Source organism: Campylobacter sp. Cr9 (assembly GCF_020138295.1).
In the GTDB taxonomy this organism is placed as follows: domain Bacteria; phylum Campylobacterota; class Campylobacteria; order Campylobacterales; family Campylobacteraceae; genus Campylobacter_E.
The window spans coordinates 84555-106609 of the sequence record NZ_JACGBH010000005.1; the positions used below are offsets into that span (position 1 = coordinate 84555).

26 protein-coding genes and 1 tRNA gene are annotated in these 22055 nt (G+C 28.7%); 21 read left to right on the plus strand and 6 right to left on the minus strand.

Going from position 1 to position 22055, the window contains the following annotated elements; translation table 11 throughout:
• Positions 1-13: 13 nt before the first annotated feature.
• From AVANS14531_RS03695 to msrP, 3 genes are read right to left on the minus strand one after another with little or no spacing between them, the layout of a single operon-like run.
• Positions 14-694 (minus strand): MqnA/MqnD/SBP family protein, encoded by a 681-nt coding sequence (locus AVANS14531_RS03695; RefSeq protein ID WP_336611367.1) that lies wholly within the window; start codon positions 692-694, stop codon positions 14-16.
• A complete protein-coding gene (locus tag AVANS14531_RS03700) occupies positions 675-1160 on the minus strand; it encodes a hypothetical protein (RefSeq protein ID WP_336611368.1) in 486 nt (161 codons plus the stop codon). The genes AVANS14531_RS03695 and AVANS14531_RS03700 overlap by 20 nt, the downstream gene beginning before the upstream one ends.
• Complete coding sequence (gene msrP, locus AVANS14531_RS03705) at positions 1160-2026, minus strand: protein-methionine-sulfoxide reductase catalytic subunit MsrP (RefSeq protein ID WP_336611369.1); 867 nt, start codon at positions 2024-2026, stop codon at positions 1160-1162. Before msrP ends, AVANS14531_RS03700 begins: the two co-directional genes overlap by 1 nt.
• 100 nt (positions 2027-2126) lie before the next feature.
• Here msrP and AVANS14531_RS03710 point away from each other — a divergent pair, with 100 nt between their 5' ends.
• The 4 genes from AVANS14531_RS03710 to AVANS14531_RS03725 all read left to right on the plus strand — a co-directional run bounded on the left by AVANS14531_RS03710 (position 2127) and on the right by AVANS14531_RS03725 (position 5313).
• Positions 2127-3044 carry a branched-chain amino acid transaminase gene (locus AVANS14531_RS03710; protein WP_239817943.1) on the plus strand — a complete coding sequence of 306 codons (918 nt, stop codon included), beginning with the start codon at positions 2127-2129 and terminating at the stop codon, positions 3042-3044.
• Between the two features lie 164 nt (positions 3045-3208).
• Positions 3209-4270, plus strand: a complete 1062-nt coding sequence (locus AVANS14531_RS03715) for an SPFH domain-containing protein (RefSeq protein WP_336611370.1) — start codon at positions 3209-3211, stop codon at positions 4268-4270.
• Positions 4270-4785 (plus strand): DUF2393 family protein, encoded by a 516-nt coding sequence (locus tag AVANS14531_RS03720; protein WP_336611371.1) that lies wholly within the window; start codon positions 4270-4272, stop codon positions 4783-4785. Before AVANS14531_RS03715 ends, AVANS14531_RS03720 begins: the two co-directional genes overlap by 1 nt.
• 9 nt (positions 4786-4794) lie before the next feature.
• On the plus strand, positions 4795-5313 hold the full coding sequence (locus AVANS14531_RS03725; protein WP_336611372.1) for a DUF2393 family protein: 519 nt from the start codon (positions 4795-4797) through the stop codon (positions 5311-5313).
• A 149-nt stretch (positions 5314-5462) separates the two neighbouring features.
• Here AVANS14531_RS03725 and truD read toward each other — a convergent pair whose 3' ends face one another.
• A complete protein-coding gene (truD, locus tag AVANS14531_RS03730; protein ID WP_336611373.1) occupies positions 5463-6551 on the minus strand; it encodes a tRNA pseudouridine(13) synthase TruD in 1089 nt (362 codons plus the stop codon).
• Between the two features lie 62 nt (positions 6552-6613).
• On the opposite strand from truD, the gene AVANS14531_RS03735 reads away from it, so the two are divergent.
• The 14 genes from AVANS14531_RS03735 (at position 6614) to AVANS14531_RS03800 (ending at position 16615) form a co-directional block, all read left to right on the plus strand.
• The gene (locus AVANS14531_RS03735) at positions 6614-7240 is read left to right on the plus strand and encodes a DUF5644 domain-containing protein (protein WP_336611374.1); all 627 of its coding nucleotides are present in this window, start codon (positions 6614-6616) and stop codon (positions 7238-7240) included.
• Positions 7237-7872, plus strand: coding sequence for an HdrB C-terminal domain-containing protein (locus AVANS14531_RS03740; RefSeq protein WP_336611375.1), 636 nt, complete (start codon positions 7237-7239; stop codon positions 7870-7872). The genes AVANS14531_RS03735 and AVANS14531_RS03740 overlap by 4 nt, the downstream gene beginning before the upstream one ends.
• Positions 7869-8195, plus strand: coding sequence for a hypothetical protein (locus AVANS14531_RS03745; RefSeq protein ID WP_239817934.1), 327 nt, complete (start codon positions 7869-7871; stop codon positions 8193-8195). The genes AVANS14531_RS03740 and AVANS14531_RS03745 overlap by 4 nt, the downstream gene beginning before the upstream one ends.
• On the plus strand, positions 8185-8739 hold the full coding sequence (locus tag AVANS14531_RS03750; RefSeq protein WP_336611376.1) for an RsmD family RNA methyltransferase: 555 nt from the start codon (positions 8185-8187) through the stop codon (positions 8737-8739). Before AVANS14531_RS03745 ends, AVANS14531_RS03750 begins: the two co-directional genes overlap by 11 nt.
• Positions 8740-8835: 96 nt before the next feature.
• Positions 8836-9144 (plus strand): F0F1 ATP synthase subunit C, encoded by a 309-nt coding sequence (locus AVANS14531_RS03755; protein ID WP_239817932.1) that lies wholly within the window; start codon positions 8836-8838, stop codon positions 9142-9144.
• Between the two features lie 30 nt (positions 9145-9174).
• Positions 9175-9259 (plus strand) — tRNA-Leu (locus AVANS14531_RS03760).
• Between the two features lie 26 nt (positions 9260-9285).
• Complete coding sequence (locus AVANS14531_RS03765; RefSeq protein WP_214115879.1) at positions 9286-9651, plus strand: chemotaxis response regulator CheY; 366 nt, start codon at positions 9286-9288, stop codon at positions 9649-9651.
• Between the two features lie 2 nt (positions 9652-9653).
• On the plus strand, positions 9654-10481 hold the full coding sequence (locus tag AVANS14531_RS03770; RefSeq protein WP_336611377.1) for a 50S ribosomal protein L11 methyltransferase: 828 nt from the start codon (positions 9654-9656) through the stop codon (positions 10479-10481).
• Positions 10474-12330: an ATP-dependent zinc metalloprotease FtsH gene (ftsH, locus tag AVANS14531_RS03775; RefSeq protein WP_336611378.1), complete on the plus strand. Its 1857-nt coding sequence runs from the start codon at positions 10474-10476 to the stop codon at positions 12328-12330. The genes AVANS14531_RS03770 and ftsH overlap by 8 nt, the downstream gene beginning before the upstream one ends.
• A complete protein-coding gene (locus AVANS14531_RS03780) occupies positions 12327-12914 on the plus strand; it encodes a phosphatidylserine decarboxylase (protein WP_336611379.1) in 588 nt (195 codons plus the stop codon). The genes ftsH and AVANS14531_RS03780 overlap by 4 nt, the downstream gene beginning before the upstream one ends.
• A 3-nt stretch (positions 12915-12917) precedes the next feature.
• A complete protein-coding gene (pssA, locus tag AVANS14531_RS03785) occupies positions 12918-13643 on the plus strand; it encodes a CDP-diacylglycerol--serine O-phosphatidyltransferase (RefSeq protein ID WP_239817928.1) in 726 nt (241 codons plus the stop codon).
• A 1-nt stretch (position 13644) separates the two neighbouring features.
• Positions 13645-14373, plus strand: a complete 729-nt coding sequence (locus AVANS14531_RS03790; protein ID WP_239817927.1) for an NYN domain-containing protein — start codon at positions 13645-13647, stop codon at positions 14371-14373.
• A 53-nt stretch (positions 14374-14426) separates the two neighbouring features.
• Entirely contained in the window at positions 14427-15938 is a 1512-nt protein-coding gene (locus AVANS14531_RS03795) for a 2-isopropylmalate synthase (RefSeq protein ID WP_336611380.1), read from the plus strand.
• Positions 15938-16615: a hypothetical protein gene (locus AVANS14531_RS03800; RefSeq protein WP_336611381.1), complete on the plus strand. Its 678-nt coding sequence runs from the start codon at positions 15938-15940 to the stop codon at positions 16613-16615. The genes AVANS14531_RS03795 and AVANS14531_RS03800 overlap by 1 nt, the downstream gene beginning before the upstream one ends.
• 82 nt (positions 16616-16697) lie before the next feature.
• On the opposite strand, the gene AVANS14531_RS03805 is transcribed toward AVANS14531_RS03800, so the two are convergent.
• A complete protein-coding gene (locus AVANS14531_RS03805) occupies positions 16698-18533 on the minus strand; it encodes an aryl-sulfate sulfotransferase (protein ID WP_336611382.1) in 1836 nt (611 codons plus the stop codon).
• Positions 18534-18825: 292 nt separating this feature from the next.
• On the opposite strand from AVANS14531_RS03805, the gene AVANS14531_RS03810 reads away from it, so the two are divergent.
• Genes AVANS14531_RS03810 through pyrE form a run of 3 tightly spaced genes read left to right on the plus strand, consistent with a single transcriptional unit; the run spans position 18826 to position 21339 of the window.
• Positions 18826-20019, plus strand: a complete 1194-nt coding sequence (locus tag AVANS14531_RS03810) for an MFS transporter (protein ID WP_239817920.1) — start codon at positions 18826-18828, stop codon at positions 20017-20019.
• A complete protein-coding gene (gene pyrF, locus AVANS14531_RS03815) occupies positions 20016-20741 on the plus strand; it encodes an orotidine-5'-phosphate decarboxylase (RefSeq protein ID WP_336611383.1) in 726 nt (241 codons plus the stop codon). The genes AVANS14531_RS03810 and pyrF overlap by 4 nt, the downstream gene beginning before the upstream one ends.
• On the plus strand, positions 20734-21339 hold the full coding sequence (gene pyrE, locus AVANS14531_RS03820; protein WP_336611384.1) for an orotate phosphoribosyltransferase: 606 nt from the start codon (positions 20734-20736) through the stop codon (positions 21337-21339). Before pyrF ends, pyrE begins: the two co-directional genes overlap by 8 nt.
• A gap of 46 nt (positions 21340-21385) precedes the next feature.
• Here the strand turns inward: pyrE and AVANS14531_RS03825 are convergent.
• On the minus strand, positions 21386-22055 hold a 670-nt coding region (locus AVANS14531_RS03825; RefSeq protein WP_336611385.1), incomplete at its 5' end, for a hypothetical protein.

Below are 22055 nucleotides of genomic sequence, written 5' to 3' on the forward strand. Positions count from 1 at the left end.
TTAGTGGCTTTAATTAGCCACTATATTTTGTCTTTCTAATATAAATTCTTAAAGCTTTTAATTCTTTTTTACCTATTTTATAATATATGTAATTTAAATAGTTTTTTATATCTTCTTTACTTATTTGTCTAGTGTTAGAAAAATGCTCTAAAATGTAATTAGGTATTTTAATTCTTTGATTAGGAGTTAAATTATGCTTTATGAAATCATTAAATATTTTTTTTGCTTGATTGTGATTTTTAACACTTGAAAACCTTGCAAACATAAATGGTAATTTGGTTAAGTCATACCACTTTTCGCACATATCAATATAGTTTTCAGGCGTTTTTACATACTCTTTTAATGCTTTATCTCCGATAATCACCCTACCCTTTAAATCAAGCACCTTTGCTAAAGCATTTGAAGTTGCTGATTCTTTATCATTTTCTTGAGTTGAGTTTTTTTCTACTAAGACACTTAAAACTTTTTTATTAGCACAAATACCAACATTTAAATTCTTATATTTACTTTTCTTGCTTTCAATGCTTGAAATTATTGCACAATCTATTCTTTTTTCATTTAAAGCTTTGTTAAGTTTAGCAGGAACATTTTTTTTATACTCAATGCTTTTTTTAACATAACTTGGCAATTTAGAGCTTTTTAAATAAAAATGTAAAGGCAATAAATTAATATAATCAATTTTTCCGAATATCACTTTTACTCCTAAATAACAATAAAAATGCAATAAATATAACCAAATAATGCAAAGTTTCAGGAATTTTAACACTCAAAGAATAGTGAAACGCAAGTAATAAAAACACAAAATTAGAATAATTTAAATATTTTTTAAAAAACATTAAAACTATAAAAACAAATGCTATAAAACCTAAAAGATTTCTTATTGCTAGTATGTTATATAGCAAATCTTTTAATACAAATTGATTATCTAAAATAATGAAATTTAAAAAATGCAAAATCGCATAAAAGCCAGATAATTTGCCAAAAAATTTAACAAAAATGATAAATCTATTTGGCAAAATAATACTTAAAAATAAAAATATTAAAGCAAGTTGTCCGCTTGCTTTATATATATCTTTTACAAAATCATAACCTAATAAAATAGATGCTGCAAAATATCCAAAAGACAATAAAACTAAAAGAACTTTAATTGTAAATATCATTAAAAATTCTTTCTTAAATCTAAATCTTTATATAAATACCCAACTTCTTCTTCATAACCATTAAACATTTGCGTATCTTCTTTAAAAAAGCTACCTAAAACTCTATGTGATGCTTGAGACCATCTTGGATGTGCAACATTTGGATTTACATTTGCATAAAATCCGTATTCTTTAGGATTGTATTTCTCCCATGAGCTAATAGGTTGTTCTTTTGTAAATTCAATTTTTGCTATTGATTTAATATATTTAAATCCATATTTCCAAGGAACAACTAAGCGAATAGGAGCTCCATTTTGAGCTTTCAATTTTTCTTTATAAAGACCGGTTGCAAGCAGAGTTAATGGATGCATTGCTTCATCAAGCCTTAGGCCTTCTACATAAGGATAATCTAATACTCCATTAAATCTTTGATCAGGAAATATATCAGGATCATACAAGCTTGTAAATTTTACATATTTTGCTTCTTTTGTAGGTTTTGCAAGATTAATTAATTCTCTTAATTCAAAACCTTGCCAAGGTAAATTCATACTCCAAGCTTCTACACAACGTAATCTATAAACTCTTTCAACAATTTTAAAAGCTGATAAATCAGTTAAAGTCATTGGATTTTCACATAAACCACTAATCTCTATTGAAATTGCTTTATCATTTAATTTAGACTTATTTGCTAGTTTTACGCATTCACTTTTATTAGTGCTAAATTCATAAAAATTAACATAATTATAAGCATATTCACTATCACTAGGAACTAAATCAAGATTTGTTTTACTTAATTCTTCAGCTATTGCACTACTTGAAACTAAAGTTCCTGCACCTAATTTTAAGAAATTTCTTCTATTTAAATAAAAATTTTTATTAGTTACCATTTTTTCTCCTTATTAATTTTTATTCTATGTGAAAAAAATAAATACTTATTATGAAAATTCTGTTAAACTTCCCAAAAAATATTAATTTAAAGGATATGTCATGGCAATTAAAGCTGATTACATTTGGATGGATGGACAAATTATTGATTTTGCTGATGCAAAAGTTCACTTTTTAACTCATTCTTTACATTATGCAAATGCTGTTTTTGAAGGAACTAGAGCTTATAAAACTGAAAATGGTATGGCTATTTTTAGATTACAAGATCACACAAAAAGATTATTAGAAAGTGCAAAAATAACAGCTATTACACCTCCGTTTTCTCAAAAAGAATTAGAAGACGCTCAAATTGAATTATTAAGAAGAAATAAATTTAATTCAAATACTTATATTCGCCCTTTAATTTTCTTAGGCGATGGAATTATGGGAATTTATCATGCAAAAGCTCCTGTTAGAGTTGGAATTGCTGCTTGGGAATGGGGTGCTTATTTAGGTGAAGAAGGATTAGAAAAAGGAATTAAAGTATGTTGCTCATCTTTAATGAGAAATAGCACAAAAGCAAACTTTAATAAAGCAAAAGCAAGTGCAAACTATCTAAACTCAATGATGGCTAAATATGAAGCTATTAATTCAGGTTTTGAAGAAGCTTTAATGTGTGATGAAGAAGGATTTATCGCAGAAGGCACAGGCGAGTGCTTTTTCATGGTTAAAAATGGCGTATTAATTACACCTCCAAATGATTATGCTCTAAAATCAATCACTCAAGATTCAGTATTAAAAATCGCTAAAGACTTAGGAATTAGCGTTGAAAGAAGAAGAATTAGTAGAGATGAAATTTATGTTTGCGATGAAGCATTCTTCACAGGAACTGCAGCAGAAATCACACCTATTAATTCGCTTGATCACAGAATCATAGGAAATGGCTCTCGTGGTGCAATGACTAAAAAAATCCAAGATGCGTTCTTTGATATAGTATATGGAAGAAATGAAAAATACGCTTCTTGGCTAACTTATATTTAATTTTAGAGCGTTAAATCGCTCTAAAATTACAAGAATTTGAAATAGGAATTTAAACTACACAATCTTTAGCAAATTACCAACAAATCTATGCTTTTATAAAGTCTTTTCTAATTATAAACTTATACAATGTAAAATGCCTTTTTAATCAAAAATAAGGAGTATAAATGCCAGCAGATTTGAATGATTATTTCAATAAAAATAAAAAAAATGAAAATAAAAAATCAGATTTTAATATTGATTTTAATTTTAAAGGCTTTGGTAAATTTAATGGCGTAATTATTGCTGCTATTGTAATATTTTTAATTGTCGCTATTTCAAAACCATTCGTTGTAATTAACTCAGGTCAAGTAGGTATTAGATCAACTACTGGTAAGTATGATCCTATCGCACTACAACCAGGTTTTCACTTCATAATCCCATATTTTCAAAAAGTATTAATAATTGATACTAAAGTAAGACAAATAAATTATGCAAGCTATGAAGGTGCAAACGAAAGAACTTATGGTAAAGAAAGTATTATTAATAAAGAATCAATAAAAGTAACCGATGCAAGAAACTTACCTGTATCAGTTGATATTACCGTTCAATATCGCCTTGATGCAAGCAATGCACCACAAACCATTGCTCAATGGGGACTTGATTGGGAAAATAAAATAATTGACCCTGTTATTTTAGAAGTTGTAAGAAGCGTTGTCGGTAAATACACAGCTGAAGAACTAGCAGTTAAGCGTAATGAAATAGCAACTGCAATTGAACTTGAATCAAGAAAAAGTGTAGACGCACAAGCAAATAAACCTGTATTACTTGAAAGCGTTAAACTTCGTGGAATTATTTTGCCAACTAATGTAAAAGAGCAAATTGAAAAAGTTCAAATCGCAAAACAAGAAGCAGAAAGAACAAAATACGAAGTTGAGCGTGCAAATCAAGAAGCGCTTAAAAAAGCAGCTCTAGCAGAAGGTATAGCAAAAGCAGCAATCATTGAAGCACAAGGTAAAGCAGACGCTCAAAAAATAGAAGCAGATGCACAAGCTTATGCAAACAGAGAAATAGCAAAAAGTATAAGCAAAGAATTATTAGAATTAAAGCAGATTGAAACTCAAAGACAATTTAACGAAGCTTTAAAGGTTAATAACGATGCTAAGATTTTCTTAACACCTGGCGGTGCAGTTCCTAATATTTGGCTTGATAATGCAAGCACTAAAAGAACTACAAGCTATAATAATTAATGCAAAAAATATTAGATTCGATAAGCTTTTATTTAGCTAATTTTTACGCCCAAGATTTAATACTTCTTGGGCTTTGCTTTTTGTTTTTTATAATTATTTTAATACTTGCTATATTTTTAAGAAGATTTCCGGTTTTTTCATTGTTTTTAATAATTTTTGGAATTATAAGTGAATTTGTTTTGTTTTTTATGGGTGAAAATTATATAAATATGACCTATCGCCCTGCCGAACTTGAGTTTATTAAAAACGAAAAATTATTATTTAGCGATAATATTTTTCTTGATTTTAAACTCCACAATAAATCTCAAAAAGATTTTAAAATATGCAAAATCAAATTTAGCATAAAAAAGCCTAGCAAAAATAATTTTGTATTAATCAAAAACACTCTTAAGCCTATTAAAACAATAGAAATCGTTCTTAAAGATATACCGGCTAATTCTTATGAAAAATCATTTTTAATAATACCAAGTAATGTGAAAAAATATACAATAAGCACATTTATAACTTGCTTTTAAAGGAGTAATATGTATTTATCAAGCTTTCATATTTTTACAATTTTTGCAGGATTTGTGATATATATTTTTGCTCAATATTTGCTATATTATTTTTTTAAAGAAAAAATAAAACTATATACATTTTCATTCACACTTTTTGTGTTTATGATGATTTTAACCTATTCTGTTTTACTTACTCTTGATGGTGTGCTTAAAAAAAGCGAGTTAAGAAATGTTGATGATTATAAATCACAAAACAATGTAATAATTCAAGGTCAAATTTATAATAACGGCAAAGTGCCTTTAAAAATTTGTAATTTAAATGTTAGAATTATGAATCTTAATGTTAAAAAAGTTGATGGAAGTATATTTGATACAAGCAAACATACAAGTATTTTTAAACTTAAAAAATTACAAAATTCTTATTCTTATGATTTTGAAATAGATGGAATAATTAGCGAAAATACTGCAAAAACATTTAGAGTAAATGTCCCTTATCCAAAGCATTTTACAGATTATAAACTAAGATACAATCTAAGTTGCAAATAATAATTCCTAATTTCGTAATTCTTTAAAATCTTAAAATAGGAATTTGGTTTTTGAAGTCTAGAATATCACTAAAATTTAGTTTGTTTTATATTTAAAATCCTAATTCAAATTCCAAAGATTTTGCAAGGAATTTGAAATAGGAATTTGATTTAGATTTCTTCATTCCTTTCTAAGTGTATTATTTCATCTAGCACTACTGTTGCGTATGAGCCTTTTTGAAGACTAAACTCAAGGCTAAGTTGTGCTAGTTCTTCATTATAATTTAGCTTTTCATTACTTGTGTAAGTCCATAAATATCTTCTAGAACCATTTTGAGTTTTTAGTAAATCAAAATAATCTTTATAAATATTATTTTCAATTTCTCCTAAAAATCCTTCGTTTAATTTAGGTTTAGCTCCTAAGATTATTCCTGAAGGGCTAATATCTCTTGCTAAAAATCTTTTTAAACCTTCTTCTAAATTCTCATTAAATACCTTGCCATAAGGATAGTGCTCGTATATTTCATTATCAAATAATTTAAAAAATTGTTTTTGTTTTTTTAGATTATCTACCAAGGTTTTGTCTTTATAAAGTGCTAATAATTCTTGTTTTGAAAAATCATTGCTAAATCTTGAAATCTCAATTCTTTTTGATAAATAAGTATTAAATAATTCGCTTTGAAATGCAGAAATTAAAAAATTATTTAGCTTATTATTTTTAAAACTTAATTCGTTTTTTAAGATTTCCAAACCTGTTTTTGCATTATCATTATTTTTGCCAAATCTTTGATAGCCAAAATAATTTGGAAAGCCATTTTCTTTAATATTATTAAAAACTTGCTCTATTTTTAAAGCATCAATTTTATTAACTTTTTTTAATCTTATAAAAAATGAATTACCTTTTAAATGCCCTATTTTTAACTTGTTATTGTGTAAAAAAGTATCAATAATTTTGCATTTTTCATGAGAAAAATTTGCTAATTCTTTTTCATATTTTTTTGGCATTGAAATATATTGAAAAGTTAATCCTTGCTTATCTTTAAGCCCTGCATAGCCAAAATCTCTTGCTTTTACGCCAGTTGCTGCGCTTAAGTCTTTTAACAATTCATTTGTGCTTAAGTCTTTTTTTTGTATATGCAAAATCAAATGTTCTCCAGAACCACTAAATTCATATAATGGTATTTCACGAACTACGAAATCATTTGAATTTTTAGAAAAATAAACATCAATTTTTGAATGAGTGTTTGCTCTTAAATACATATTAAATCCTTTTAATAATTTATAACATTTTTTTGATATAAATTAGTAAAAAAGGAAGTGTTATGAAAAGTTTTATTTTAAGAGTATTTAGATTTGACGCAACAAGGGATTATGAGTTTTATTATAAACCCTATGAAATTGATTTAAGAAATTGTAATGAAGATTTTACGCTTTACAATGTCTTAGAGTTAGTAAAAGAGCAAGATAGATATTTTAATATGCCTTGTGCTAGTGAGTTTGTAAGAATTGATAATAAGGTTTTATCGTTAGATACAAAGATTTTTGAATTATTAAAAGTTTTTGGAAACGATTTTTGCCTAAGTGCAATTGATTTAAAAAGAGCTAAGCTTGATTTAATGTGCGATAATAACGACTTTTTAAAAGTATTTGAAAAATTCAAAAATATTTGTGATGAAAGTGATTTTGAGCTTTATAAATCTTATAAATTTTTATATTACGCAAGTGATGTTCGTGAATATAATGAAAATTATTTAGGAGATAGTGCTTTTGTTTTTGCAGCAAAACTTCTTGAAAAATATCCTGATAAAAGAAAAGAAATTTTAGATATTGTTTTTGATGAAGAAGGTGGAATTGATTATGCTGTAAATTTAAAGCCATTTTTATACAAAGACTACGAAATTTACGAAGAAATTAAAAATAGTTTAAAGCATCAAAAGGAGATTAGATGATAACTTTAATTAATGATGATTTTAATTTTTCAAATCTACTTCAAGGTGATTTTAGAAAAACTTATGTAAAATCTTTATATACAAAACAAGAATACAAACCAAGCGAATATAAAAAAGAATTTGATGCTTGTATGGGCGAAACAAACTTAATTTGTGATGTTAGCTTACTTGATTATGCTAAGAAAAATTATAAAAACACAGCTTGTGTAATTCAAGATTTGCAAAATATAGAAATCAAAAACGATTTTAATGGTTTTAACGTTGCTGTTTATCGTGGTTTTACTATTGATTTGTTTTTACATTTTTTATCAAAAACTAAGGCAAAATTAGTTAATTTTGAAACTCAAGAATTTGAAAACGGAATTAGATACTTAGAATTAGACGAAGAATTAGCATATAAAAAAGCAGCAAAAATTGTTTTAGATGCTTATGATAGTGGAGCTGATTTTTTAGTTGTAGCTGATAGTTCAAGCTTTAAAATGTTTGATACTTTAAGCAATGAATTACAAAGAGTTTCAAATAGAGATTTTAGTGATTTTTATATTTTGCACGCAGCTGAGTTTATTTCATTAACACATGGAATTATTCCAGCAAGTTTAAAAAATCATAAATTAAAGGTTAGCTTAGTATGAAAATATCTATTGCGTGTAAAGATGTTTTGTTAGAGCGAACTTTGATTTTATTTTTAAAAGAACATTTAGTAAATAAAAAAGATTGCGATTTTTTAATAACTGACGAAAAACTTATGCACGCAAAAAAACCTCAATTTATAATAGGTTTTAAAAATGCTCATTTAAAGCTTCCTTTTAGCAAAGAGCAATTAATTGAAGCTTTATATGAGTTTTCAAGCACAATTAATCAAGATGATAATAAGGTTTTAAGTTTTGAAGAAAAACTTGATAATTTACTTAATAAATTCAAATATGATTTAATCCAATTAATGTATGAAAAATAATGTTTTAAGAGTTCAAAGCGGCTTTTTAAAAGGAAAAGCCTTAGAAAATCCATCAAAAGAAACAACAAGAGCTACAAAAAGTATTGTAAAATCTTGTGTTTTTAATGTTTTAAGAGATGAATTAAGAGAGTATATTTTTATAGAAGCCTTTGGTGGAAGTGCTAGTATGGCAATAGAAGCGATTAGCAATTATGCTAAAAAAGCCTATGCGGTAGAAATTGATAAAGCTGCTTTTAAAAGTGCATTAAAAAATACAAAAGATTTAAATATAGAAGTATTTAACGATGATACTTTTAAGCTTTTACCAACAATCATTAAAAACTTAAAAAATGAAAAAACTATTCTTTATCTTGACCCGCCATTTGATATAAGAGATGGTTTTAGCGATGTTTATCTTAAAATCCAAGAACTTTTTGAAAACTCAGGGTGCGATATAGTAATAATTGAGCATTCTAGCAAAGTAGAATTTAAATCAGGAAATTACACTTTATTTAAAAGTAAAAAATTCGGCAACACTACACTTAGTTTTTTTGCTAGGTCTTAATTTATTTACTTTAGCTTAATAGAATATAAGCCATAATTTTTCTAGTAGGGGATACGCAATCCGAAAGGAAAATTAAATATATTTTAGGGGACTTTTATGAAAAAGTTTTTATTTTTATTATTTGCTTTAACTGGCTTTACTTATGCTAGTGAAGTAGGTGCTGAAGGGCTTATTAAAGCTTATTCTGTTCTAGTTGCTGGTATAGGACTTGGTATAGCAGCATTCGGTGGTGCTATTGGTATGGGAAATGTTGCTGCATCAACAATTGCAGGAATCGCAAGAAACCCAAGCCTAGGTGGTAAATTAACTTCAACAATGTTCGTTGCAATCGCATTAATTGAAGCACAAGTTATCTATGTATTAGTTATAGGATTATTATTACTATACGGTAATCCATTTTTATAATAGTTAGGCTACTTATAGGTAGCCTTTTTTGCGTTTATGGTGGAATTGGTAGACACGCTATCTTGAGGGGGTAGTGCCAGCAGGTGTGCGAGTTCAAGTCTCGCTAAACGCACCATCAAATAATATTAAAAGGATTTTAAAGTGAAATTATTAGTGGTAGATGATAGCTCTACAATGAGAAGAATTATTAAAAATACTTTACAAAGATTAGGTCATGAAGATGTTTTAGAAGCAGAACATGGTGTAGAAGCTTGGGGGTTATTATGTGCAAATAGTGATATTGATGTTTTAATAACTGACTGGAATATGCCTGAAATGAATGGTCTTGAACTTGTTAAAAAAGTAAGAGCAGAAGCAAAATATGCTGATATGCCTATTATCATGGTAACAACCGAAGGTGGTAAAGCAGAAGTTATTACAGCATTAAAAGCTGGGGTTAATAACTACATAGTTAAACCATTTACTCCACAAGTTTTAAAAGAAAAACTAGAAGATGTTTTAGGATAATTATGCAAAAAACTTATCAAGAATTAGTTATTAAGACGAATAATTTAGAGTTTATTAGTGATTTTGTATTTGCATTTGATATTGATGCAGTTGAAGAAAAAAACAATGAATTAATAATAAGAAGTGATAAAAGTCTTGATGATTTAATTTTTGCTTTAGATGAATTACAACAAAGACTTAATGATTGTAATTTAAACATAAACCTTTCTTATTCTCTTAGCGAAAAAGAAAATAAAGATTGGATAGACGAATATAAAAAGAACATAAAACCAATACTAATAGATAATATATATATTCATACTACTTGGCAAGAGCCTAAAGTTGGTTGTATTAATCTAAAAATAGATCCAGCTTTAGCTTTTGGTTCAGGTCATCACGAAAGCACAAATTCATGTGTTGAGTTCTTACAAAAATACACTAAAGATTGCAAAACAGGGCTTGATGTTGGCTGTGGTAGTGGGATTTTATCTCTTGTTATGGCTCAATATGGTTTAAGCGTTGATGCATGTGATACTGATGAGCTTGCAGTAATTAGTACAAATAATAATTTTAAACTAAATAATCTTAGCTTAAACGATATATGGCAAGGCTCTTGTGATAAAACTAATAAAAAATATGATTTAGTAGTGGCTAACATAATTGCTGATGTAATACTTATAATAAAAAATGATTTAATAAAAAGACTAAATGAGAACGGAGTTTTAATTCTTTCTGGTATTTTAAATACTTATTCGGAAAGAATTAAAAGTCAATTTTCTTCATTGTGTTTAGTAGATGAAAAATTAAAAGGAGATTGGCTAACTTTAGTTTATAAGGTGAAAAATGAATAATAATGAAAATAAGAATTCTAACAAAAATCCAATAGTAATATTTTTGATTTTTTCACTATTGGTATTCGGTGCGTTTTCTTTATTTTTTGAAGAAGGCGGATTAGCTGATAACAATAATAAAATAAGCTATTCAGACTTTAAGAAAAAAATAGAGTCAGGTGAAATTACAAAAGTTCAAATAGGACAAACTCAAATAAAGGGTAGTGGTAATTTTAATACAAACTATACAGCAAATCTAGTAAGAGATTCAAATCTAACTACATTACTAGATGAAAAAAATGTAAATTATACTTCTTATTCAGAAAATAACTTTTTATCAAATTTATTATTTACTTGGATTATTCCTATCTTTATATTTTTTGCAATATGGGGCTTTATTACAAGCAGAATGCAAAAAAAAATGGGTGGTGGAATACTAGGGATTGGCAATTCTAAAAAATTAGTTAATTCAGAAAAGCCAAAAGTTAAATTTGATGATGTAGCTGGGGTTGAAGAAGCAAAAGAAGAAGTAAAAGAAATAGTAGATTTTCTAAAATATCCAGAAAGATACATTAAATTAGGTGCAAAAATACCAAAAGGTTTATTATTAGTAGGACCTCCAGGAACAGGTAAAACACTTTTAGCAAAAGCAGTAGCTGGTGAAGCTGAAGTTCCATTTTTTAGCGTTTCGGGTTCAAGTTTTATTGAAATGTTTGTTGGTGTTGGTGCTAGTCGTGTAAGGGATTTGTTTGAAAATGCAAAAAAAGAAGCTCCTGCAATTATATTTATAGATGAAATTGATGCTATTGGTAAATCTCGTGCTGCAGGCTCTCACATGGGAGGACACGATGAAAGAGAACAAACTCTAAACCAGCTTTTAGCAGAAATGGACGGCTTTGGTTCTGAAAGTCCTGTTATTGTGCTAGCGGCTACAAATAGACCTGAAGTATTAGATACTGCATTACTTAGACCAGGTCGTTTTGATAGACAAGTATTAGTTGATAAGCCTGATTTCAAAGGAAGATGTGATATTTTAAGCGTTCACATGAAAGATGTTAAAATTGCTAAAGAAGTAAAAGTTGAAGATATTGCAAGACTTACAGCTGGACTTGCAGGAGCTGATTTAGCAAACATAATCAATGAAGCAGCACTTTTAGCAGGTAGAAATAATAAAAAAGAAGTAGAACAAAGCGATTTGACCGAAGCAGTTGAGCGTGCAATCGCTGGACTTGAGAAAAAATCAAGAAGAATTAGCGATAAAGAGAAAAAAATAGTAACCTATCATGAATGCGGACACGCATTAATTGCAGAAACTACAAAAGGTGCTAAAAAAGTTACAAAAGTATCAGTTATTCCTAGAGGTTTAGCTGCACTTGGATACACTTTAAATACTCCTGAGGAAAACAAATTCTTAATGCAAAAGCATGAATTAATCGCTGAAGTTGATGTTCTTTTGGGTGGTCGTGCAGCTGAGCATGTATTTATAAAAGAAATATCAACTGGTGCAAGCAATGACTTAGAGCGTGCAACTGATATTATTAAAGCTATGGTTTCAATGTATGGAATGAGTGATATTGCAGGTCTTATGGTTCTTGAAAAGCAAAGAAATCAATTCTTAGGTGGTGGTCAAACCATAAAAGACTATTCAGATGATATGGCTCAAAAATTAGATGAATATGTTAAAAATTTACTAAACGAAAGATTTAATGCCGTAGTTACCACATTAGAACAATATAGTGGTGCCATTGAAACTATGGTTGAAAGACTTTATGAAAAAGAAGTTATTGAAGGTAGTGAGGTAAGAGATATTATTAAAAACTACGAAGTAGAAAACAACTTAGAAACAAGATTAAGTGAGATTGAAAAATGAATTTAATAGCAAATTGTGGAAAAAGAATAGTTTTAGTAGCTTGGATAATTTTTATACTTTTTACTTGGATTTTTTCTTTTTCTTGTTTGCTTTTTGTAGTTTTAGTTTTTTTACATTTATTTTATAAAAGAGTAGAAAGAGAAATTACAGATGATGATATTAATAATATAGTAAGTCCTATTGATGCAAAAGTAATAGAAATTAATATAGATGAAGAAAATCAAAAAATAATATTAACTTTAGATAAAACTTACTGCGGCTTATTTCTTAACTCATCAGAAATAAGAAGTGTTATAAAATCAGATAATATTCAAACGCAAGCAATTAATGGATTAAAATATAATGATAATTTTTATTCAAATGCTACTAAAATTACTTTTAACGAAGAGATATCTTGTATTTTTAAACCTGCTAAATACTGCATAAAATCAATATATAATACAAATAAAGCTTTAAAAGGTCAAAGGATAGGATTTTTCTCAGTAGGCTTAATAGATATTATTTTGCCATACAATAGCACACTTTTAGTGGGTGTTGGAGATAAAATTTTGGCTAATTCTAATATAGCAAGAATTGGAGAATAAAAAATGGAAAAAAATTCTCATAAACTAGCATATATTTTACCTAATCTATTTACAGCGGCTTCTATTTTTTTAGGAGTTTTAAGTATGCTTGCATCAATTAAAGGTGATTATGATAAAGCTATGATTTTAATTATTGTAAGTTTAATATGCGATGGAATGGATGGTAGAGTTGCAAGACTTACAAATACGGCTTCAAAATTTGGTGTTGAGTTTGATAGCTTGGCTGATATTATAGCTTTTGGTGTAGCACCTGCAATATTATTTTATTTTAATTTAGGTCAAGAATACGGAAGACTTGGCTCACTTGCTATGGCTCTTTTTATTATATTTGGAGCAATTCGCTTAGCAAGATTTAATGTAACCACAGGTACTTATGATCCTAGAGTATTTATAGGACTTCCTATACCAACTGCAGCTGTTGTTTTAGGAGTTTGGGTAGTGTTTTATAAACACCATTGTGATGGTTCTCATTTTATGGGAATTTTCATAATTTTTCTTACATTTTTATTATCATTTTTAATGGTAAGCAACGTTAGATATCCTAGTTTTAAAAAGATTGAATTTAAAAAAGCAAATATATTAAAAGCATTAATTGTTTTAATTTTTGCATGCTCGTTAATATTTTTGTTTCCTTTAGAAATATTTACATTAATTATGAGTGCTTATGTTATCTATGGTTTATCAAGAGCAATTTATAATCTTTACACGAAAAAGATAAAAAAGGAATGAGATGTTAGAAAATAATAGCGTTGCAGTTTTTATTGATGCTGAAAATGTTCCTGCAAAATATGCTAAAGACATTTTTGATTATGCTTCAAATTATGGCAATGTTATTATTAAAAGAATTTATGCTGATTGGAGTAAAGAAAATATCCAAAATTGGCGTGAAAAAATATTTGATTATGGTATTATTGCAATGCAACAATTCTCAACCTCATCAGGCAAAAACTCATCTGATATGTATCTTACAACCGAAGCTTTAAGTATATTTTATGAAAAGCAAATTGATGTTTTTGTAATAGTTTCGGGAGATAGTGATTATACAAGTTTAGTTCAAAAATTAAGAGAAAATAATAAATTAGCAATAGGAATAGGAACAAGTAAATCTATTAAATCTTATGTTAATTCATTTAATGAGTTTTTTTATTTAGATAATGAAAAAGCAAAAATAAATGATAAAGATAAATTAAAATCTATTCCACAAGAACAAAAGCACGAATTAGAACAAATAATTGAAAATCTAATAGATGAAAGAAATAGAGCTGAGTATGCAGTAATTAATTCTTTAATGCAAAAGAAATACTCTGATTTTCAAGCTAAAAACTATGGCTTTAGTAATTTTAAACAATTAATGCAAGAATTTTTAAAACAACATAAAAAATATCAAGAAAAAGTATCTGATGATAGATGCACATATTACCTTGAACTCCTTCGCCCAAGCAAGGGCGATTTAGAATAAATTAAAATATACACACATTAAAACATAACTAAAATTAAACTAAAGGAAAGAAAATGAGCGAAAGAATTATAATATTTGATACAACTTTAAGAGATGGTGAGCAAAGCCCAGGTGCTTCAATGAATACAGAAGAAAAAATCCAAATAGCCTTAGCACTTGAGCGTTTAGGCGTTGATGTTATGGAAGTTGGCTTTGCAGCATCTAGCCCAGGTGATTTTGAAGCGATTAATAAAATCGCACAAATTATTAAAAACTCAAGCGTTTGTTCGCTTGCACGCTGCGTTGAAAATGATATTATTCAAGCAGGTAAAGCACTTGAGCCAGCAGCTAAAAAACGCATTCATACATTCATTGCAACAAGCCCAATTCATATGGAATATAAGCTTAAAAAAACTCCGGCAGAAGTTTTAGCAACTGCAGTTAAAAATGTAAAATTAGCAAAAAGCTTATGCGAAGATGTTGAGTTTTCTTGTGAAGATGCTTTAAGAAGTGATATAAATTTCTTAAAAGAAATGGCAGATGCAGTCTATGAAGCAGGTGCAAGAACATTTAATATCCCTGATACGGTTGGATATAGATTACCTGATGAAATATATAAGGTATTTAAAGAAATAAGTGATTATACAAAAGGAAGGCTTATAGTATCAGCACACAATCACAACGACTTAGGCTTAGCTACTGCAAACACACTTGCTGCTATTAAAGGCGGTGCTAGACAAATTGAAGTTACGCTAAATGGTTTAGGAGAGCGTGCAGGAAATGCAGCTTTAGAAGAAGTTGTGATGGCTTTAAAGGTTAGAGCTGATGAATTAGGAGAATTTTACACCACTATAAATCATAAAGAAATCTATCCATCAAGTAGATTATTATCAAACATAATCGGTGTAAATCCACAACCAAATAAAGCAATCGTAGGTAAAAACGCATTTTCTCACGAAAGTGGCATTCATCAAGACGGAGTATTAAAACACCCTGAAACTTATGAAATCATGAAAGCTAGTGATATTGGTTTAGTTCAAGATAATTTAGTTTTAGGAAAACACAGCGGAAGAGCAGCATTTAATGACAAATTAAAAGCGCTAGGCTTTAGCTTAGAAGCTGAAGAGTTAAATCGTGCATTTGCTGAGTTTAAAGACCTTTGCGATAAGAAAAAAGAAGTGTTTGATGATGATTTAATAGCTATTGTGGCTGCTGATAAAATTAAAATTGAAGAGAAATTTAAGCTTATCAATCTTCAAGTAAGCGATTGCTCATCAGCACTTGCAACTGCTGCAGTTACAATGGAATGCGATGGCGAAACTATCCGTGAAGCTGCTATTGGAGATGGCGTGATTGATGCAGTATTTAAAGTAATTGATAGAGCAAGTAAGGTTAATGGTAGCTTGCTTGATTACAAGGTTGATGCAGTTAGTAAAGGTAAAGATGCCTTAGCTCAAGTAAGTGTTAAGGTTAGTTTTGAAGGTCAGCGTGCTATTATTGGACACGGACTTGATTTAGACACTATGAAAGCTAGTGCTAAAGCATATTTAGGTGCTTTAAATAGCTATATTTCAATGAATAAATAATGCAAGAAATTATAGATTTTTCAAATGAATTTAATAAGTTTGCTAAGGAGAATTCCTTAGCACTTGTTGAATTAGAACAAGCAAATTTCATAGCTGCATCAAAAAATGTATTAAACTTAGAAAATATAGTAAAGAATATTATCTCTTCAACATTTTATAATTTATATAAAGGCGTAGTTTTTTCTGATTTAGATTTATTCATAGATAGAATACAAATATCACAATTTAGCCTAATTGATAAAAAACATATGATGTTATTACTAATCGCAAGTAGAAGTGAAAAATATGCACAAACACTAGCAGGAAATCTAAAAGAAGATGAGAGAAAATTCCTTAATTCTTATCTTAAAAAAACAAAAGAATTTGTAAATTATGTCCTTGATAAAAACAATAAAGATGAAGTAGCTTTATTTTTATACGATTTAAATGCTTTTAGAAAATATGTTAAAAAAGATGAGTTTTTAATGCCGATGAAAATCACTCAAGCATTTAACTGGGTTAAAAAAATAGAAGAAAAAGATGTTTTAAAAGAGTTAGAAAAAACAAATCAAGCATTATTTTTATCAAGAAGAAAATATTATGATAAATTAGACTTATACAAAGACTTGGTAAAAGATTATAAAAATTACGAAAAACGCTTAAATATTTTAATAAAAGATACTCAAAACAAATTCTAATTTCCTAATTCAAATTCCACAAATTTTTTTAAGAATTTGAATTAGGAATTTGATTTCGTAATTATACGAAATCAAATTATGATTACTTACTCAAAGCCTCGTTTAAATCAAAAGGCCAAGCTTGATAACCGGTAGTATCTTTTAACTGAATTTCAACACTTGGAGTTGTTGAACCATACTTAAACTCCATTAAATAAGGACTTGGAGCAGAAGTAAATGCACCATTTGCTAAATCAAAATTAGCTCCTGCAGTAGCCGAATAAGTAAAAATTGAGTTTTTATCAGCATTGTATTTTGTTAAAGATGTTACAGGACTATACCACTCATGCCCTCTTTGCTTACCATATTCCCAAACTTGCTCTACACTCATTTTTTTCTCATCTATTTTATAAACAACAGCACGAGAATACTTTAGCGTAGCAAATGCAGGTTGTTCCATACCACGGCTATCTCCATTATCAAATACCGTAATATAAGTAATGCCTTTTTTGCTCATTTCATTAATTATATAAGCTGTATGTTGTGTCCATGTAAAGTCAAATCCGCCTTCATCATTTTCATATCCTGGGCATTTGCTATAATCATCTTCACAAACTATTTTTTTACCTTTATTATCAACAGGTTGTAATAAATACTTTCTAAACTCATCTTTCCAGCCTTTATGAGCGCCTAAAATCCATTTGATTTTTTTATCACGACCAATTTTTACAATAGCATTTTGATGGCGTGATGAAATTATAATGCTATCATCAAATTTATCATAGCTAACACTATTTACATGAGCCCAGTTTCTACCTGCTCCAGTTCCTACAATATCTCCAAATTTATCGCTACTATCAAGCTTAGCTAATTCTTCAGCACTTAAGGTTTGACCTGCTTTATTTGCATCAATATTTAAACAAACTGCACCTTGATCAAGAACTTTTAAAGCTATATCTCTATATGGATCAAGTATTTCGTAAAGTCTAAAATCATCAACCACATTGCCATCTCTATCAATTTCTACAATAACATCTCTTACAGTTCTAACATTTTTACCATCAGGGCGAAGGGTATTTGCACTAGCAACCCTTAAAAAATAATTACCATTAGCAGCTACATCTAATTGATGTGAGTAATCAACATAATTAGCAGGCAAACGACGATTGAAAATCTCTCTTCCCATAATATCGTATTTTGCGTATCTTTGACCATAACCCCAAACTAAAGCACCATCAGTATCTTGCTTAAAGCCCATCATAACACCAGCTTTATATTGTTGTTCAAAATCATAAATAGGATTTGCGAACATATACCAGCGAACATCACCTGCTGTATCTATTATGAAATTTTGTGGATAATAATTCCATTCTAAAGCACCACCGGTAGGATTATTCCAAACTACATTTGAGCCTGCTCCACTTTTTTCTGTAATATTATTTACAAAATAAAGCCTATCTTTAAACTCAGGATCTACCTTGGTAATCTTTGCTTCACTAAATAAAGCTGATTTTTGAAACTTTAGTCCATTAGGCTCAACATAAACAGCACTAGCATACATTTCATATACTTCATTTTCTATTCTTTCGCTTTTGCCGTTTGCTTCTTTTGTATAGCTAACTTTTACAGTATTGTAATAATCAGGATAAAGTCCAAATACAGGAATACCACCATGAGTTAATAAAAACTTATTAGCCACTTTATATTTTAAAGGCACTCCGTTTTTCTTAGGAACAATTTCAACACTAACATCACTTAATTTATACCCACCATTTTTAATTACTGCAGTAAGAGGTGCGATTTTATAAGGGTTCATTACAACCTCACCTATTTTACCTTGTTTTGTATAATCAGTTTTTGCTCCACTAGCACCACCTATTGCATAAGCACTTGTTGAAAGAATTGCAGCAGCTGCAAATAAACTTAAAAATTTTTTCATCTTAAACTCCTTTTATGGCTTAATTATTACTTATTAATATAAACTAGCGTTCTTATTTAAAATATTGCATTTATAAAAATCTAATTCCGAATTCAAATTCTTATTGATTTTTTTAAAAATGTAGAAAAATTAAACACAATTTAAGATTTTTTATAAAAAATATAAATTTTAAGCTAAAATTAATTTTAAAAAAGATAAAATAAAAAGTTTGTGCTTAAAAATAAGCTTAAGCGAAACTTAGAAAAACAAAGGCCTTTTACTTTTCTAAAACTCACGATAAGAAAGGTAAAAAATGTTTAAAAATTATACAAAAAGACAAGTTGCAATCATAACTTCGTCAGCTCTTGGAATGTGTCTTGAGATGATGGATATTATGTTTATTGCTTATGCACTTAGCTCTATTATGAATGAGTTTAATCTTAGCGGTAAAGAAGCTGGATTTATCTCAACTGCAACGAATTTAGCAATGTTAGCAGGTGGGCTTATATTTGGTTTTTTAGCTGATAGATATGGTAAGATTAAAGTATTTTCATATTCAATTATTTTCTTTGCTGTTGGAACGGGGCTAATATTCTTCGCAAATACTTATTATTGGTTAATTTTATTTAGAGTTTTAGCAGGACTTGGTGCTGGTGGAGAATACGGCATTGGAATGAGTCTTATTAAAGATGAATTTGGCAATAAAAATATGGGGAAATACTCAAGCATTATTGCTATTTTTGGTCAAATCGGTGCTGCAATGGCTGCAATCTTAGCAGGAATGCTGCTAGCTTTCGGTTGGAGATATTTATTCTTAATCGGTCTTGTGCCTGTTATTTTAGCAGTTGTAATTCGCTTAAAACTTGATGAAGCACCGATTCAAAAATCAAGCAAACAAGAATTTCTTAAAGCATTTAAAAGCAATATTTATTTAAGCATTGCACTAAGCATTATGGCAAGTATTCAAATCGCAGGGTATTTTGGTATGATGAACTGGCTTCCTAAAATGGCTCAAACTAGCCTAAATCTAACAAGCTCAAGTGCAAGTTATTGGATGGTTAGCACTATTTTTGGAATGAGCGTTGGAATGTGGGTATTTGGTAAGTTTTTTGATAGATTTGGACCAAGACTTAGTTATGCAGTGTTTTTATTAGGCTCAGCTGCTTTAGTGTTTTCATTTGGCTTAGTTAGCAATTACACAGAGCTTTTAATAATAGGTTTTATCATAGGATTTTTTAGCAATGGAATGTTTGCTGGATATGGTGCATTAGTAAATATTTTATATCCTGCAAATGTAAGCTCAAGTGCAAATAATCTAATAATAAACACAGGTCGTGCTGTTGGGGGCTTTAGCTCAGTAATTATTGGAATATTACTTGATTTATACGGAAGTGTTGTAGTGGTTATGGGATTTTTGAGTGCTTTATACCTTATAAGTTTTTGTATTATGCTAAGTTTAAAAGAATTAAAATATGATAAGTTTTTACAACTAAAGGAGAAAAATTGAAAACAATAATTGCCTTAGATTTTGATAGTTTAGAAGAGAGCAGAAATTTTGTAAAACAAATCTCATTTGATAATTTACAAAATTACGCAAAAGAGCATAATTATGAATGCGTTATGCCTTATCTTAAAGTTGGTATGTGGCAATACTACACTGCAGGAAATGATTTTTTAAAAGAGCTTAAAGATTTAGGTTTTAAAATATTTTTGGATTTAAAATTAATTGATATTCCAAATACAATTTATAACGCTACTAAAACGCTTTTAAAAAACGATATAGATATTTTAAGTCTTCATTCTTTTGCAGGCGAAAAAGCCTTAAAAGCAGCTGTTAATGCTAAAAATGAACTTGATAGTAAGTGCGAATTATTTGGAATAAGCGTTCTTACATCTTTTAGCGAAGCTGAGTTTAAGAGCGATTTAGGATTTAATGGTTCAATTAGCGAATGCGTAAAGCAACGCACAAATATTTGCAAAATCGCAGGTCTTGATGGCATAGTAAGTAGCGCTTATGAAGCAGAGTTTGTAAAATCTCAAGGACTTAAAAGCCTTACACCTGGCATTAGATTTAAAGGCACTGATGCAAACGATCAAGCAAGAGTTGCAACGCCAAAATTTGCACTAGAAAATAATATTGATTATATAGTAGCTGGTAGAATGATTACAAAAAGCACTAATCCTATTAGAGCTTATTTTCAATGTTTAAAAGGAGAAGAAAATGAATAAAGAAGTAGCTAGCGAAGTTGTAAAGATTTTAAAAGATTGTGAAGCGATTTTTATTAATACAAAAGAGTTTTTCACATATTCAAGCGGTATTAAAAGCCCTATATATTGTGATAATCGTGTATTAATTAGCTATCCAAAAGAAAGAAAAATAATAGCAAATCATTTAGCAAATCTAATTAAAGAAAAAGTAAAAGATGTTGATTACATAGCAGCGACAGCTACAGGAGCTATTGCTCACGGAGCTTGGGTTGCTGATATTTTAAACAAACCTTTAATTTATATCTTATCAAAGAACAAAACCCACGGAAGAGCAAAAATGATTGAAGGAAGCTTTAAGCACGGAAGCACTTGCGTAGTGTTAGAAGATTTAATCTCAAGTGGGGGTTCTAGTATAGCAGCAGTAAGCGCAGCAAGATCACACGGACTAGATGTAAAAGGAGTATTTTCAATATTTAGCTATGAACTAAATCAAGCTAAACAAAATTATGAAAGCATAAATTGTCCTGCATACTCACTTAGTGGATTTTCTGCATTTAGCGGATTTTTAAGTGATGAAGAAGTAAAAGTGCTAAACGAGTGGCGTGAAGCTCAAAAATAATCTTAATTCCTAATTCAAATTCTTTTAAATTTTTTAAGAATTTGAATTAGACTTTTATATCAAGCAATTTTGTGTCGCTAAGTTCATTTATGAAGTCTTTTGTATAAGATATAAAATCTCCCAGCTTATCGCTATTAATCAAATCTTTTAATTTATCTTCGCTTATTTTTAATTCATTGCTTATATTTTGGATATTAAATTTTTGTAATATTTCTTTTTCGTTATTATCTAAAGATTGTGATTTTTTAAGTTTTTCAATTATATTATTTAGTTTGACTTGTTCTTTTACTCTTTTAATTTCTTCTTCAGCTATATCAACATCAGCTTGTTTATGAAGTGGAATACTCATAAAAGGTTGATCATCAAAAAACACTCCGTATTCATAAACAATATCTTTAAAATCATATTTTTCAGCAATTGTTATATAACCATCAAGATTTTTATCCATACTAATAGTTTTATCAAGTGCTTTGCTAATACTGCCTGCATTATCTTTATTGATAGCAAAAAGACTTGGAACATAACTTGCAACTTTAGTAGCTTGTCCTGAACCATCTTTAGTTGGCTCTATATATAAAGAAAATGCTCCTATAGTATAATTAATTTCTTTTTTATCTACTTCTCCATCGTTATTTCTATCAGCTGCTAAAAAATTACTTTTATATGCCACATCACTAAACCACCCAGCTACAAAACTTGCTGCATCTTTATCTAAA